The 15,204-nt window shown below is 65.4% G+C and carries 16 protein-coding genes; 7 read left to right on the top strand and 9 right to left on the bottom strand.

Translation table 11 applies throughout. The annotated features are described in order from the left end of the window. Window positions 1-2: 2 nt before the first annotated feature. The 8 genes from AC1RJW_RS13560 to AC1RJW_RS13525 form a co-directional block, all read right to left on the bottom strand. Window positions 3-1,325, bottom strand: coding sequence for an MFS transporter (locus tag AC1RJW_RS13560; RefSeq protein ID WP_493045378.1), 1,323 nt, complete (start codon window positions 1,323-1,325; stop codon window positions 3-5). Between the two features lie 26 nt (window positions 1,326-1,351). Then, the gene (locus AC1RJW_RS13555) at window positions 1,352-2,200 is read right to left on the bottom strand and encodes a carbohydrate ABC transporter permease (RefSeq protein WP_493045376.1); all 849 of its coding nucleotides are present in this window, start codon (window positions 2,198-2,200) and stop codon (window positions 1,352-1,354) included. A 2-nt stretch (window positions 2,201-2,202) separates the two neighbouring features. After that, on the bottom strand, window positions 2,203-3,072 hold the full coding sequence (locus AC1RJW_RS13550) for a carbohydrate ABC transporter permease (protein WP_493045375.1): 870 nt from the start codon (window positions 3,070-3,072) through the stop codon (window positions 2,203-2,205). 16 nt (window positions 3,073-3,088) lie between these two features. Next, complete coding sequence (locus AC1RJW_RS13545; RefSeq protein WP_493045374.1) at window positions 3,089-4,348, bottom strand: ABC transporter substrate-binding protein; 1,260 nt, start codon at window positions 4,346-4,348, stop codon at window positions 3,089-3,091. A gap of 143 nt (window positions 4,349-4,491) precedes the next feature. Next, the gene (locus AC1RJW_RS13540; protein WP_070221837.1) at window positions 4,492-5,505 is read right to left on the bottom strand and encodes an SIS domain-containing protein; all 1,014 of its coding nucleotides are present in this window, start codon (window positions 5,503-5,505) and stop codon (window positions 4,492-4,494) included. Then, window positions 5,495-6,607 carry an N-acetylglucosamine-6-phosphate deacetylase gene (gene nagA / locus AC1RJW_RS13535; RefSeq protein WP_493045373.1) on the bottom strand — a complete coding sequence of 371 codons (1,113 nt, stop codon included), beginning with the start codon at window positions 6,605-6,607 and terminating at the stop codon, window positions 5,495-5,497. Before nagA ends, AC1RJW_RS13540 begins: the two co-directional genes overlap by 11 nt. After that, window positions 6,604-7,338 carry a GntR family transcriptional regulator gene (locus AC1RJW_RS13530; RefSeq protein WP_070282815.1) on the bottom strand — a complete coding sequence of 245 codons (735 nt, stop codon included), beginning with the start codon at window positions 7,336-7,338 and terminating at the stop codon, window positions 6,604-6,606. Before AC1RJW_RS13530 ends, nagA begins: the two co-directional genes overlap by 4 nt. 2 nt (window positions 7,339-7,340) lie before the next feature. After that, entirely contained in the window at window positions 7,341-8,213 is an 873-nt protein-coding gene (locus AC1RJW_RS13525) for a glucosamine kinase nucleotide-binding domain-containing protein (RefSeq protein ID WP_493045372.1), read from the bottom strand. A gap of 348 nt (window positions 8,214-8,561) precedes the next feature. Between AC1RJW_RS13525 and AC1RJW_RS13520 the strand changes: the two genes are divergently transcribed. Further along, window positions 8,562-8,849, top strand: coding sequence for a hypothetical protein (locus AC1RJW_RS13520; protein WP_034759823.1), 288 nt, complete (start codon window positions 8,562-8,564; stop codon window positions 8,847-8,849). A 51-nt stretch (window positions 8,850-8,900) separates the two neighbouring features. Here AC1RJW_RS13520 and AC1RJW_RS13515 read toward each other — a convergent pair whose 3' ends face one another. Continuing rightward, entirely contained in the window at window positions 8,901-9,173 is a 273-nt protein-coding gene (locus tag AC1RJW_RS13515; protein WP_493045371.1) for a hypothetical protein, read from the bottom strand. 413 nt (window positions 9,174-9,586) lie between these two features. Between AC1RJW_RS13515 and AC1RJW_RS13510 the strand changes: the two genes are divergently transcribed. The 6 genes from AC1RJW_RS13510 to AC1RJW_RS13485 all read left to right on the top strand — a co-directional run bounded on the left by AC1RJW_RS13510 (window position 9,587) and on the right by AC1RJW_RS13485 (window position 14,974). Then, complete coding sequence (locus tag AC1RJW_RS13510; protein WP_493045369.1) at window positions 9,587-10,111, top strand: hypothetical protein; 525 nt, start codon at window positions 9,587-9,589, stop codon at window positions 10,109-10,111. Between the two features lie 51 nt (window positions 10,112-10,162). Continuing rightward, a complete protein-coding gene (locus AC1RJW_RS13505) occupies window positions 10,163-11,794 on the top strand; it encodes an ExeA family protein (protein WP_493045368.1) in 1,632 nt (543 codons plus the stop codon). Window position 11,795: 1 nt separating this feature from the next. Then, window positions 11,796-12,527, top strand: coding sequence for a general secretion pathway protein GspB (locus AC1RJW_RS13500; protein ID WP_493045367.1), 732 nt, complete (start codon window positions 11,796-11,798; stop codon window positions 12,525-12,527). Between the two features lie 100 nt (window positions 12,528-12,627). Continuing rightward, window positions 12,628-14,097, top strand: coding sequence for an alkaline phosphatase family protein (locus tag AC1RJW_RS13495; RefSeq protein ID WP_493045366.1), 1,470 nt, complete (start codon window positions 12,628-12,630; stop codon window positions 14,095-14,097). 82 nt (window positions 14,098-14,179) lie between these two features. Then, window positions 14,180-14,716: a molybdopterin-guanine dinucleotide biosynthesis protein B gene (mobB, locus tag AC1RJW_RS13490; protein ID WP_493045365.1), complete on the top strand. Its 537-nt coding sequence runs from the start codon at window positions 14,180-14,182 to the stop codon at window positions 14,714-14,716. 57 nt (window positions 14,717-14,773) lie between these two features. Next, on the top strand, window positions 14,774-14,974 hold the full coding sequence (locus AC1RJW_RS13485) for a YjfB family protein (RefSeq protein ID WP_034781856.1): 201 nt from the start codon (window positions 14,774-14,776) through the stop codon (window positions 14,972-14,974). Window positions 14,975-15,204 lie beyond the last annotated feature (230 nt).

Below are 15,204 nucleotides of genomic sequence, written 5' to 3'. Positions count from 1 at the left end.
TCCTAGCTGGCGCTGGCCGGCGCGGACGTGGCGCCGGCGTCAGAAGGGTCGGAGGTATCCTTCGGGCCGATGCGCATGAAGCGCGACAGGATCAATACGGGCACGGCCGACACCAGCACCCACAGGAAAAAGGTCTTGTAGCCGAGCGCCGTCTGGATGTCGCCGCTGATCATCTTGAACAGCACGAAGCCCAGCTGCATCACGCCGGTGGCGAACGCATAGTGGGCCGTCTGGTACTTGCCGACAGAAACGACCTGCATCATGAACAGGATCAGGCCGACGAAGCCGAAGCCATAGCCGAACATCTCCACGCTGAGCGCGGCCGTGATCAGGGTCAAATCGGTCGGCATGCTGTGGCTCAGGTAGTAGAACACCAGGTTCGGCAAGTTCATGGCCAGGATCAGGAAGAACATGGCGCGCTTCAGGCCCAGCCACGACGTGAAGTAGCCGCCGCCTATGCTGCCCAGCAAAAAGGCCACGGTGCCGGCCGTGCCGTACACGGCGCCCACTTCCGTCGTCGACAGGCCCAGGCCGCCCAGTTCGCGCGCTTCGCGCAGGAACAGCGGGCCGATGGTCTGCACTTGCGCCTCGCCCGCGCGGAACAGGATGATGAAGGCGATCATGCCCCAGATGCCGGGCTTTTTCAGGAAGTCCGCCAGCACGTTCCACAGCGTGCGGCTGATGCCGGCCACGCTCTTGTCGGCCACGGCCGCGTTGCGCACCTGCGGCAGCGCCCACAGGTGGTAGGCGGCCAGCGACAGCATCATGGCGCCGATGATCAGGAAGATGACCGACCAGGCGGGCTGGATGCCGATTTTCTTCTCCAGGTAGCCGGCCAGGATCACCAGGCCGCCCAGCGAGATGAATTTGCCCGCGTTGAAGAAGGCGCCTTGCCAGCCCGCGTATGCCGCCTGCTGCTTGTCCGACAGGCTGGCGATATACAGGCCGTCGCAGACGATGTCGTGCGTGGACGAGGCCAGCGCGGCGACGAACAGCACGGCGATGCAGGCGGCAAACCACAGCGGCGTCTGCAGCGCCAGCGCGATCAGGCCCAGGCTCAGGCCGCCGAGGAACTGGAACAGCACCACCATGCTCTTCTTGCTCGACGCCAGCTCCAGGAAGGGGCTCCACAGCGACTTGAAGACCCAGGCAAAGCCGATCAGGCCCGTCCAGCGGGCGATCTGGTCGTTCGGCACGCCCATGCTCTTGAACATCAGGCCGGCCACCAGGGCCACGGCGTAGAACGGCAAGCCCTGGGCGAAGTACAAGGTGGGCACCCAGGTGATCGGGCTGCGTGTGTTGGTGCTGATGCGCTTGTCGTGCATGGAGGCTTCCTTATCGAGAGACGTTTTCATTTGACTGCGCCGTCCATGCCGCGCATGAAGAAGCGTTGGGTAAACAGGAAGGCGAGCAGGGTCGGCACGATGGTGATCAGGGTGCCGGCGGCGATCACGCGCGTGCTGCTGCCGAAGGTGCCGCGCAAATACAGCACGCCCACCGACAGGGGGAATTCATCGGGCTTGCTCATGACGATGGAGGGCCAGATGTATTCATTCCACGATTCGACGGCCGTCAGGATGCCGACGGTGGCCAGCCATGGCGTAATCAGGGGCAGCATGATGCGGCTGAAGATGACCCATTCGGAGGCGCCATCGACGCGCGCCGCGTCGATCAGGTCTTGCGGCACTTCCTCGAACGCCTGCTTGAGCAGCAAGATGGCCACGGCCGTCACCACGTTGGGCAGGATCACGCCCGTGTAGGTGTCGACCAGGCTCATTTGCGTGATGGTGATGAAGTTGACGAGGAAATTCACCTCCGACGGCAGCACCAGGGTGGCCAGGATCAGGCCGAACACCAGTTTGCGGCCACGGAATTTCAGGCGCGCCAGCGGATACGCGGCCAGTGAACACAGCAGCAGTTTCCAGAACACGGTAAATACGGCGATCAGCACGGAGTTCTTGAAGAACGACCAGATGGGAATCGCATTGAACACTTCGATGAAGTTCTCGAACGACGGCGCCTTCGGCCAGAAGGTGGGCGGGAAGGCGAAGATATTGCCTTGCGTGGAAATGGCCGTCACCAGCGTCCACCAGAACGGGAAGACGCAGACGACGGCGATCGCGCACAGCACGGCATAGTGGCCGGCATATTGGCCGATGCGCTGCAAGCGGGTCTTGAATGGGCGGGAACGCAGTTTCATGGTCATCGGTGCTTGGGTTTGAGGTAGCGCAGGCACAGCAGGGCGATACCGATGCAAAATAGGGACACGACGAAGCTGGCGGCCAGCGCGCGCGGCAGCTTCAAGTGTTTGAGGCCCTGGTCATACGCGTAATACAGCGCCGTGAAGGTGGAATTCATCGGGCCGCCCTGGGTCAGCACGTCGACTTCCTGGTACGCCTTCAGGGCCGCCAGCACGGACAGGATGGAGCACAGCATGATGGTCGGGCGCAGCATCGGCACGGTGATCTTCCAGAAGCGCTGCCAGCGGTTGGCGCCATCGAGCATGGCCGCTTCCTGCATGTCCGACGGGATCGACTGCAGGGCCGCCAGGTACATCACCATGTACCAGCCCAGGCCGCGCCACAAGGTGACGAACATCACGGCAAACAGGGCCAGGCTGTCGTTCGTCAGCCAGCCCACGGGCGCGTTCACCAGCTTTAGCGTCATCATCACGTAATTGAGCGCACCCTGTTCGTGGAACATGAAGCCCCACATGATGCCGACGACGGACACGGTGGTTACCACAGGCACGTAGAAGGCGGCGCGGAACAAACGGATGCCGGGCAGGCGGTTGTTCACCAGCACGGCGAGAGTGATGGCGCCCACCTGCACGAAGGGCACCATCAGCAGGAACATCAGCGAATTCTTCAGGCCCGAGACGAACATCTCGTTGTTGAAGATGTAGCGGAAGTTATCGAGGCCGACGAAGCGCGTCTCGCGTATCAGGCTGTAGTCGGTGAAGGCCAGCACGGAGCCGTAGCCGACGGGCCAGAAGGAAAAGGCGGCCAGCAGCAGCAGGGCCGGGGCGAGGAACAGCCAGGCTTGCAGGGTGTGGCGGTGGGCGAGTTTCATGGTGTCCTTGTTGGCCTTAATGGCGCGGCAGGGTGGCCAGCTTGCGGTTCCAGATGGCGACGGCCTGGTCCAGCGCCTGCTTGACGTCCTGCTTGCCCGTCACGCCCGCCTCGACGGCTTTCACCAGCGAGCGGCGCAGTTCGTCGTAGTCGTCGATGCCGGCCACGTACAGCGTGCGCGAGTGGCCCATCGACAGGGCGCCGGCGGCCACGGCCTTTTCGGCCGCGCCCGCATTTTTCGGCGTGGACAGGAAGAACGGATCGGCCGCGGCCTTCACGGTGGTGGGGAAGACGCTGGCCTGGCGCGCGAACGCCAGCTGGTTTTCGTCGTTCGTCAGGAAGCGTGCGAACTTGCCCACCGAAGGCAGCTGGCGCGCCGGCACGCCTTTCGGGATGGCGAAGTGCACCAGCCAGCCGCCATCGGCGATGCCGGTGGGGCCCAGCGGCGCGGGCGCCACGTCGGTGATGGCGTAGATGTCCTTCGCGTCGCCGCGGATGCGCTGCATGGCCGTGGGGGGCGCCAGCAGCATGCCCAGGCGGCCGCCCTTGTAGGCGTCGATGACGGCGGGGAAATTGTCTTCGGCGAACAGGCTTTCCTTCAGCAGGCCGCCGACCTTGTAGGTGTCGGCCAGTTTCTGCACCAGCGCCACGTGCTGCGGCGAATTGAAGACGGCGCGGTTGTCCGTGATGACGGACAGGCCCTGCTGCATGAACAGGCCATCGATTTTCGAGAGGGCCGGGGCGATGCCGGCCTTGCCCGTGCGTTGCGCGATCTGGCGCGCGAACGCCAGCTGCTCATCGAGGCTGGCGGGGCCGCGCGTGAGCCCGGCCTGCCTGAAAATGGCGGTATTGAAGGCGATCACCGCGACATTGCTGTACATGGGAAACCCGTAGGTGCGGCCCTTGAAGCGCAGGTCGTCCAGGGCGCTGGGAATGTAGCTGGCGCGCGCTGGCGCGATCAGGCCGTCGACTTGTGTGAGCAAGCCGTCGCGCGCAAATTCGTCGGCCCAGGGCACGTTCAGGCTGACCAGCGCGGGCGGCGTGCCGGCCACGATGCGCGTGACCAGCTTGGTCTGGATGACGTCCCACGGGAAGTCGATCCATTCGATCTTGACGTCGGGATTCTGCGCCTCATAGCGCGCCACCACCGCATTGAAATACGGCGTGAACTTGGGCTTCATGCTGAAGGTCCAGAATTCGATTTTCTCGGCAGCCCATGCCTGTGGCGCGAGCAGGCCCGCGCAGGCAAACACTGCCAACAGTCTCTTGATCGTCATTTTTATCCTGGAGCGTGGCGCTCCAATGTCCATGAGTCCGCGGCGCGGGTACATGCCCTTGCCGTCGCTTATATTCGGGTCCTGCGGACGGCAGCTTCGTCCCGTGCCGGGGGCGCAGCTGCCGCCTACTGCTTAAATACTGCCTAGTTGGTCTTCGTGACCTTGCTCAGGTGGCGCGGCGCGTCCGGGTCCATGCCGCGCGCGGCCGACAGTTTTGCCGCCATCACGTAGAAGGACTGGATGGCGACGATCGGATCGAGGTCCGGCGTGGCCGCCACGGGCAGGGTCAGGTCGCGTTCGGCCACGTCGGCGGGGGCCGCCAGCAAGACCTTGGCGCCGCGGCCGCGCATTTCCGTGGCCAGCTGCAGCAGGCCGGCCTGGGTCGGGCCGCGCGTGGCGAAAATCAGCAGCGGGTAGCCGTCTTCGATCAGTGCCATGGGGCCGTGCTTGATTTCGGCGCCGCTGAAGGCTTCCGCCTGCAGGGCCGAGGTTTCCTTGAATTTCAGGGCCGACTCCAGCGCCACGGGGAAGCTGATGCCGCGGCCCACGACCATGATGTTGCGCGCCGGCGCCAGCACGTCGATGGCGGGCGACCAGTCGACGCGGGTCGCTTCGAGCAGCGCCTCCGGCAGTGCCTCCAGGCCTCCCAGCAGCTCGGGATCGTTCTGCCACTGGGCCACCATGCGCGCGCCGGCGACCAGGCTGGTGATGAAGCTCTTGGTGGCGGCGACGCTTTGTTCCTTGCCGGCGCGCAGGGGCATGGCCCATTCGGCGGCGTGCGCCAGCGGCGAATCGATGTCATTGACGAGGGCCACGGTGGTGGCGCCGCCGTCGCGGAAGTAGCGGATCGGTTCGACCACGTCCGGGCTCTGGCCCGATTGCGAGATCGAGATGGCCAAGGTATCGCGCGTCACCAGCGGCGACTTGTTCAGCGTGACCAGCGACATCGGCAAGGATGCCACGACGCGGCCCAGGCGCGCCATGATCAGGTAGGCGACGTAGTTGCAGGCGTGGTCCGAGCTGCCGCGCGCGATGGTCAGTGCCGTGGAGAACGAGGTGCTCCTCAATTTGCGGCCCAGTTCCGCGTAGCGTTCCGTGTCGCTGGCCAGTTGCAGGGCGACGCATTCGGCGGCGGAAACGGCTTCTTTAAGCATCATTGAGGTCACAGATTTCTCCTTCTATATAGACAGCTTTGAGTTTGAGATCGCGATCGAGTACTACCAGATCGGCGTAAGTGCCGGGGGCCAGCCGGCCGCGTTCTTCCAGGCCCAGGTAATCGGCGGCATTGGTCGACACGCGCTTGGACGCGTCGGCCAGGTCCAGTCCCAGTCCCACCAGGTTGCGCAGCGCCTGGTCCAGGGTCAGGGTGCTGCCCGCCAGGGTGCCGTCGGGCAGGCGCACGCCGCCCATGCATTTCTGCACGGCGTGGCGGCCCAGCATGTATTCGCCGTCCGGCATGCCGGTGGCGGCCGTCGAATCGGTGACGCAGTACAGGCGCGGGATGGCGCGCAGGGCCACCTTGATGGCGCCCGGATGCACGTGCAGCAGGTCGGGGATCAGTTCCGCGTATTCGGCGTGCGCCAGGGCGGCGCCGACCATGCCCGGTTCGCGGTGATGCAGGCCGCTCATGGCGTTGAACAGATGCGTGAAACCCATGGCGCCGTGTTCCAGCGCGGCCACGCCGTCTTCATAGGAGCCCAGCGTGTGGCCGATCTGCACGCGCACGCCGGCGTCGGCCAGGGCGCGCACCAGTTCCAGGTGGCCGGCGATTTCCGGCGCCACGGTGATGACGCGCAGCCTGGCCAGGGTTTGCAGGCGTTCGATTTCGGCCAAGGTGGCGGCGCGAGCGTAGTTCGGCTGCGCTCCGAGCTTGCCGGAATTGATGTACGGGCCTTCCAGGTGGGCGCCCAGCACGCGCGCCGTGTTCGGGCGGCGGTGGTTGGCGGCGATGCCGATGGCCGTCAAGGCCATGTCGATGTCTTCCGGCGGTGCCGTCATGGTGGTGGCCAAGAGGCTGGTGGTGCCGTGGCGCGCATGGATGGCCGCGATAGTGTAGACGGCTTCGCCGCCTTCCATGATGTCCTTGCCGGCGCCGCCATGCACGTGCAGGTCGATAAAGCCGGGCAAGATATAGTCGTCGCTGTTGCCCGACGGGTGGAGGGAATCGCCCGTGATGCTGTCGACTCTTTCGCCGAAGGCGATGGCGCCGTGGATCCAGCCGCCGGGGGTAAGGATATTGCCTTTGATAGTGCTGCTCATCTGCGCGACTCCGCTACGAATTCATAATAATCACTGCGGCAATACGAGTGGGTCAGTTCCACCGCTGCGCCGTTGTCGAGATAACTGACACGGGTGATGTGCAGCATGGCTTCACCCGTCTTGATATTGGCCAGCTTGGCCTGTTCCGCCGTGGCGTTGACGGCGCGGATATGCTGCAGCGCGCGCATCGGGATGGTGCCGCGCGACTCCAGGTAGCCGTACAGCGAATCGGTCACCTGCTGCGGGTCCGGCATGTACAGCGCGGGGATGGTGGTCGTCTCGATCGCCATCACCACTTCGTCGGCCGTGCGCAGGCGGCGCAGGCGCGCCACCGGCATGTGCGGCGACAGGCCCAGCGACAGCAGTTCCAGCGGCGCGGCTGCGCCGATGTCGCGCTGCAGCCAGCGCGAACCGGCCGTGAAGCCCCGCTGGCGCAATTCTTCCGAAAAGCTCGTCAGGCGCGACAGCGGCTGCTCCAGCTTGGGCGTGATGTAGGTGCCCGAGCCGCGCTTGCGCGTCAGCATGCCCCGGTCGCACAGCATGTCGATGGCCTTGCGCGCCGTGACGCGCGAGATTTCCAGGATGTCCGACAGCACGCGCTCGGAAGGCAAGGCCTGGTTGGCGCGCCAGTCGCCGCTGGCGATGCCGTCCGACAACATGTTCGCCAGCTGCATGTAGAGCGGCGTGTCGCTGGCGGGATTGGGTTTGAAGGCGGACAGTTTGGCCAGCATGGTCATTGCTCCTGCAAATGCTTGCGTATCAGGCGCAGGCCGCCTGCGGCCGAGTCGCCCTGTGCCGGCACGACCAGTTTCAGCAGTTCCGCCGGCAGGTAGGCGGACAAGGGCGCCGCCAGGCCGCCGCACAGGGCCACGGGCAAGGTGCCGGCCGGGTCGAGCGCCCTGGCGATGAGGGCGATCTGCTGGCCCGCGTCGACCAGGATGCTGCGCGCCACGGCATTGCTGGCCGCGTGTTCAAGCACCAGCCGTGCCAGTTGCGCGAAGGTAGTCTGGCTGGCGGCGGCCAGCCACACCTGCATGGCGTCGCGCTGGCCGCCGCAGGCGTCGATGACGGCCGTGGCGAAGGCGCTGCCGGGCACGCGGCCGTCGACCACCTGCTGCACGTGGTTGATGGCGCGCATGCCGATCCAGGCGCCACCGGCTTCGTCGCCGGAGGGGAAGCCCCAGCCGCCCACTTCATGGCGGCTGCCGTCCGCGTGCAGCACTTCGCCCACGCTGCCCGTGCCGATGGCAACGATGGCGCCCGGCTGGCCCGCATGCGCGCCCAGCAGGGTGGTCAGGGCATCCGATTCGAGTGCGACGGCGGCATAGCCGGGATTGTGTTCGACGAAGCTGGCGGCCCACTGCTTGTTGTGCACGCCGGCCAGGCCCAGGCCGATGGCCATGCGCTGCAAGGAGGGCTGTTCCAGGCCGGCCGTGCGGAAGGCCAGAGTGACGGCATGCGCTACGGACGTCCACGCCCGTTCGATGCCCAGTCCCAGGCCGGATGGGCCGCTTTGTCCCTGTGCCAGTTCCTGGCCATCGAGGCGCGCCAGGCGTACGCGGGTACCGCTGCCCCCGCCGTCGACGCCGATTATGTATTCGATCATGTTATGCAGTCCCGCGTTTGGTTGAGTGCGCCTGTCTCGTTTCTTTTATTTGTCGGGCGGCGAAAAAGCTGAAGGCACTATATTGTTGCCCCGATGGCTTGTCAACAGGTATTTAAGTGGTATTAATAAATGCGTTGCGCGGAGTCGCGCCATGCCCGATGGTGTGATTGCAAGTATTTGTTAATAAAGGAGTTTTTGTCGATACTGAATGGTATTGAAATTGGCCTTGTTTAATGCCAATTTTTTCCAACTGGTCTGTTGTTGGCCGTGCGGTATTGCTTGTATGCATGCTTGGCAAGGGACGCCATGAAGAGTAAAGTCCGCCTTTTACACCTGAGTTGGAAGAGCATGATGAACGACAAGGCAGCAAAGAGCGAGTACTGGGACGACTGGCAGCAAGAGGCGCTGGCCGCCGGTGTGTCGGCGCCGCTGGCCGCGCTGGGCATGGAAATGATGCGCACGCACCGCAAGAACCGCTGGCCGAAGGATTTCCTGGGCCGCGAAAGCGATGGCCCGGTCATGATCGAAATGTGCCTGGAAGACGAAGCGGAAACGGAATTGTTCTTTATCGAGAACCTGTATCCCTACGATGCGGCGCTGATCGAAAAGACGCGCCGCCGTCTGTGCCTGCACTGATCCGGCACTGACGCGCGACTGGAGCGGCCGCCTTGCGCGGCCGTTTTCACGTCAGGCACTGAATTTTTCGCTGCTGGCGCGCACGCGCATGCGCAGGCTCAGCAGTACGATGGCGACCAGCAGCAGCGACGGCGTGCTCGGTTCATACGGTGCCGGCGCGCGCGGGCTGGCCTCCGGCGACTGGAAGCTGGCCAGGCGCATGGCCAGGGCGGCGGGCGCCGCCTGGTAGGCGGCCAGCTGGATCGGCGGCGTGCCGGCCGCATGCGTGTTGCCAGCGGCCCAGAGCGACAGGGCCGCGCACAGCAAGATCATCTTTCTCATCATGTTCTGTATTTCTGCCGAGGGCTGTAAGTCGATCACACATGGCCCCGCCGTATGCCGGCCCATGTCCTGTCCCCAGTTTGTATGCTTTCCGGCCTTGCTCATGCTGCGCCGAAATAATATCTTTTTATAAAGTTCGTGTATTAAAACATAATAAAATGAAAATGCAAACGTCTTTTTGCAAATAAGCGCATGCGCTGACCGTGCTTGCCAGCCGGGATCTATTGCATGGGGGAAATGACGTGGCATTTTCATGGGGGAGTGTCATAATGGCCCAGGCATTTCCGCCCAGGCATGGAGTAGATGATGAGCAAGGCACAGGACAGCAAGAAGGAAGCCAAGAAAGAACCGGCCAAGACCATGAAGGAAAAGAAGGAAGCCAAGAAGGTCAAGAAAGAAGAGCGCAAGCGCTGATCATGCGCGTGCGCCGTTCATTGACGCGCCCGTGGCGTGCGCCGGCCCTGCTGGCGGCGTTCGCCCTGCTGGCCGTTGGCGTGCCCGTGTCCGGCGTGCTGGCGCAGCAAAAGCCGCCGCCGTCCACGTTCGGCCAGGTGGTGGGCAATGCCGTGCTGTGCATCGACCAGATCGACAACAAGGCCTTTTATGCCTATCTGCTGACGGCTTTCGGCCCCGCCTACAAGCATGAAGGGGGCGCCTACTGGTTCCGCACGGACGCCACCTTGTGGGGCGCGCCGATTACCGACGTGATCGTCAGCGACGATACCAGCCCCCTCGTCTTCATGGGCGTGGTGGCGGACGCGACTCCGGAAAAGCTGGAGCCGGCCATCCGCGGCGCCTCGGGCCTGCGTTTCAACAAACTCGACAATTCCGCCTTTCCTGTCCGTGGTTCCGTGCCTGGCAGTAAAATCGTCTACTTCCGTAGCAAGGCGAAAGTGTATTGCGCCAAATACAAGCCGCTGCCGCCCGCCCGCACCCGCTGAGGGTCTCGGCTTGCCGCCGCGCATTTTGATCGTTTCATCCGCAGGGTCTCCATGTACACGCATTATTTCCAGCTCAAGCAATCGCCGTTTTCGATCGCCCCCGATCCGCGCTACCTGTTCATGAGCGAACGCCACCGCGAAGCGCTGGCGCACCTGCTGTATGGCGTGGGCAGCGGCGGCGGCTTCGTCCTGCTGACGGGAGAAATCGGCGCCGGCAAGACCACCGTGTGCCGCTGCTTCATGGAGCAGATTCCGGAAAATTGCCAGTTGGCCTATATCTTCAATCCGAAATTGTCCGTCGAGGAATTGCTGCTGTCGATCTGCGAGGAATTCCGCATCGCCCTGGCGCCCGGCGTGGCCAGCGTGAAAGGCTATGTCGACGCCATCAATGCGCACTTGCTGGCCAGCCATGCGCAGGGCAAGAATAATGTGCTGATCATTGATGAAGCGCAAAACCTGTCCGCCGCCGTGCTGGAGCAGCTGCGTCTGCTGACCAACCTGGAGACGAGCGAGCGCAAGTTGCTGCAGATTATCCTCATCGGCCAGCCGGAATTGCGCGCCATGCTGGCGCGGCCCGAACTGGAGCAGCTGGCGCAGCGCGTGATCGCCCGGTATCACCTCGGTTCGCTGACGGCGGACGAGACGGCCAGCTATATCCGCCACCGCCTGGCCGTGGCGGGCAGCACGGCGCAGGCGCCGTTCGCGCCGCGCCTGATGGCGTCCATCCATGCCTTGAGTAAAGGCGTGCCGCGCCGCATCAACCTGCTGTGCGACCGCGCGCTGCTGGGCGCCTACGTGGAAAACCAGCCGCAGGTGACGCGCCAGATACTGCGCCGTGCCGCCGAGGAAGTGTTTGCGGAAGAGGGCAAGCCGGTTGCCGGACGTGGCCTGCGCTGGCCGCACGTGGCCGCTGGCGTGCTGGCCGGTGCGCTGGTCACGGCTGCGCTGGCCTGGCATTTCATGCCGCATGCGCCTGCCACTGTGGCCGTGGCGAAAGCACCCGCCGTGGTGGCGCCGCCGGCGCCCGCTGCGGCACCTGTTCCTGCGCCCGCGCCCGTCAGCGTGCCGGACCGCAACGCCGTGCTGCGCCAGCTGGCCGCCCTGTGGGGCGAGCAGTTGCCGGCAGGCGATGCTTGCCAGGCGGGCGCCCGCACGGGCCTGCGCTGCCTGCACAGCCGGGGCGGCATCGCCGAGCTGCGCGTGCTGGACCGTCCCGCCATGCTGGCCGTGCGCGATGCGGGTGGCACGGAACAGCTGGCGCTGCTGACGCGTCTGCAGGAGGATACGGCCACTTTGATGCTCGACGGCCAACAGCAAAGCTTGCCGCTGGCCCAGCTGGCGCAGCGCAGCGATGGCAGTTTCACGACCTTCTGGCGCGCCCCGCGCAGCTGGCGCGACGAAGTGCCGCTGGGCGCGCGCGGCGCCGACGTGGACTGGCTGGCGCAGCGGCTGGCGCAACAGCGGGGCTTGCCGGCGCCGGCCGCCAATCTGCCGCTCGATGCCGAGATGCAAAGCCAGCTGCGCGCCTTCCAGCAAAGCCAGAACCTGCGGGCCGATGGCCTGGCGGGCCCGAAAACGTATATACGCCTGATGCAGCTGGGTGACAACGCGGAGCCGAGCCTGAGCAGCGCAGCTCCTGCCGTGGCAGCGCCCGCTGCGACGGCGATGGTGGCGGGGAAATAAGATGTCCTACATACTTGAAGCACTGAAAAAATCGCAGGCCGAGCGCCAACTGGGCGAGTTGCCCTCGATTCACGCACCGCAAGTGCAGCTGCACGATGGCGCGGCGTCCGGCGCGGCGCGGCGCGCGCCCGTCTGGCTGGCACTGGGCGGCGTGACGCTGGCGGTGGCTGCCGCGTTGCTGCTGTGGCAGCCCTGGCAGGCAGCGGCCACGGCGCCTGCGCCTGCGCTTGCACCTGCCGTGCTGGCCCAGGCTGTGCCGGCGCCGATGCCGGCAGTCGTCCCGCCGGCAGTCCCGGCACCCGCGCCCGCGCCTGCGCCGGCCCCCGTCACGCAAGTCACGCCCGTGCCGCCGGCGGCCACGGCCGCGCCCGTGCACCATGCCAGGCCCGTGGCGGAACCGAAGCAGGAAACACCCGGCCAGGCCGCGCCGCCGCCCGTTGCGGCCCCGGCCCCGGCCCCGGCTTCGGCGCCGGCCGTGCCTGCGCCCACGCCGGCGGGCGAGGAAAGCGTGCCCGGCATGCGCGACTTGCCCGAGCCGATACAGCGGCAAATCCCGCCCATCGCCATCGGCGGCTATATCTACTCGAAGAATCCGGCCGATCGTCTATTGTTGATCGACAAGGTCTTGCGTCACGAAGGCGAGGAGCTGGCGCCCGGCCTGGTGCTGGAAAAGCTGCAGCCGAAGGCGGCCATCTTCAGTTTCAAGGGCTACCGCTACCGCGTGCCGTATTGAGTTGTTGTGCATCAAGGCCGGGCCGCCATAGCTGAACCATACTGGCCTGGCCTGGTCGAACCAGGGTCGCTGCGCCCGTGTGCGCGGCCGGGGAGGTCCCATGATTGCTGCTGCCGGTGAGGGTGTGCTTGATGCGGATGCGCCGGGAAACCTGGCGCGCATCGACCACATCGTCGTGCTGATGATGGAAAACCGCTCGTTCGACCACATGCTCGGCTACCTGAGCCTGGAAGGTGGGCGCGCCGACATCGACGGCTTGCAGGCCGGCCATGCCAACGTGCATGCGGGCGTGCGCTATCCCGTGCACCATTTGCGGCGCACGGCCTTCGGCCCGCAGCAAGACCCCTCGCATACGGGCCTGTCGGTGGCGCAGCAATTGCAAAACAACAATGGCGGCTTTGTCGATGACTATGCGCAAACGCATCCGGGCGACCCCGACATCGATCTGGTGATGGGTTACTATAATGCGGCCGACTTGCCCATGTACGATTTCCTGGCGCAGCAGTTCTGCGTCTGCGACCGCTGCTACAGTTCCGTGCCGGGCGCCACCTGGCCCAACCGCCTGTATGCGGTCAGCGGCAAGGCGGCCGGCAGCAAGGACAGCAAGCGCGTGCCCCTGTATGCCAATAAATCCTTCGTGCGCCACCTGGACCGTGCCCAGGTCGGCTGGAAATTTTATTCCGCCTGGAAACCCTGGAGCCTGGCCCTGACGGATGACCATTACCGCTCGTCCGAGCTGTACGAACCGTTCGGCTCCAGCGCGCGCCGCTATGGCTTCATCGGCGACGCGCTGGCGGGCACCTTGCCCCCGGTCAGCTGGATCGATCCGCATTTCTTTGAAAACGACGACCACCCGCCGGCCGACATCCGCGCCGGCCAGGCGCTGGTGGCGCAGGTCTACCAGGCCCTGTCGCGCGGTCCCGCCTGGGCGCGCACCTTGCTGATCCTCAGCTATGACGAGCACGGCGGCTTTTTCGACCATGTACCGCCGCCTGCCGCCGTCGACGACGACCCCGCGTTTCGCCGGTACGGCGTGCGCGTGCCCATGCTGCTGGTGTCGCCGCTGATCGCGCCGGGCAGCGTCAGCCACGAGGTAGTCGACCACACGTCGATCATCAAGACCATCCTGCAGCGCTTTTGCCGGGCCGCCGATGGCAGCTTGCCCCAGATGGGCGCGCGCGTGGCGGCCGCCAGCGGCCTGGGCGCCGTGCTGACCCTGGCGCAGGCCCGCGCGGCGCCCGTCGTGCCCGCTACGGTGCCGGCGCAGCGGGCCGCCTGGGAAACGGATGGGCGGGCGCAGGATTTCGCCCCGCTGGCGCCCGCCAGCTCGCCTGATGGCGGGCTGGCCGCCGCTGCCGCCGTCCCCTTCCAGTCCGATGCCGAGGCGGGCACGATCGCCGCGCACCGGCAATTGGCGCGCACGGCCAGGAATGCGCAGGCGGTGAATGATAAAAAAGCGGGCAAAACAGCGGGCAAAATGGCGGGCAAGACGGCGGGACGGCGCCCGCGGCAGGGCGGCAAGCCGGCGCCGGCCAGTGCTGGGAATGGCGGAAAATCCGGCGGCGCTTGACCTGGGTGATGCCCTGGGCAATGCATGCCGCTGGCGCCGGTGGGGCTGCGTATAATCATTCCTTCTCAATCAAGGAGTGACCATGCACGATGCGATGCCCGCCCACCCGGTACTGGGTGTGATCGGCCGTTCCGGTAGCGGCAAGACGACCCTGCTGGAATTTGTGGTGAAGGAACTGGCGGCGCGCGGCTTGCGCGTCAACCTGGTCAAGCACAGCCACCATGACCTGGCGCTGGAGCCGCCGCAAAAGGACAGCGCCCGCCTGCGCCAGGCGGGGGCGGCGGAAGTGCTGGTGGCGTCGCCATACCGTTTTGCCATCGTGCATGAGCTGCGCGGCGCGCCCGAACCGAGCCTGGCGCAGCAATTGGCCCGCATGGGGCCGGCAGACCTGACCCTGGTGGAGGGCTTCAAGACGGACCCCATCCCCAAGCTGGAAGTGTTCCGCCCGGAAGTGGGGCAGGCGCCTTTGTATCCGCATGACCCGCACGTGATCGCCGTCGCCTCCGACAGCCCTGCGCCGGCCGGCCTGCGCGAGGGCGTGCAATGGCTGGACTTGAATGCGCGCGAACACGTGCTGGCCTGGCTGCTGCTGCAGTTGGAAAATAAGCTGGAAAAATAAGTTAAAGGTTTGCCGGCGGCATCCGTTAACAAGGGTAGACCCTCATTGGAGAAACGTATGGACGTCGGAAGCATTGCTCAACTGTCAACCACGATGGCGGAGACAGGCACGCGGCAAGCCGTCGGCTTGACTGTCCTGAAAAAAGCCCAGGATATCCAAAGCTCGACTGCCACTGCCTTGCTGGCTGCGCTGCCACCGGTACAGTCGGCGCCGAGTTTGCCGGCTCACCTCGGTAACCGCATCAACACGACAGCCTGAGTGCAGTCCCGCGGCGCCAGCCTGGCGCCTGCACTATTTACGCCCACACCACCGTCATCGACGGTGGCGAGTGGGCGTTTTTGTCTGCTGCCTTCCGCCTTCCTCCTGCCTTCCTCCCCGCCCCAGTAAAGTTAATTAATTTACCATAGTTCGCCATGGCACGGCCGATTCAGTAAAATGACGCCCATCACCTCGCGTTGCCCATCGTGCAGCCTGGGGCGTGCCGTCAG

This window comes from Janthinobacterium sp. GW822-FHT07A03 (assembly GCF_058798815.1).
The sequence above is the reverse complement of the archived record's forward strand: the minus strand, read 5'-3'. Positions and strand labels throughout refer to the sequence as shown.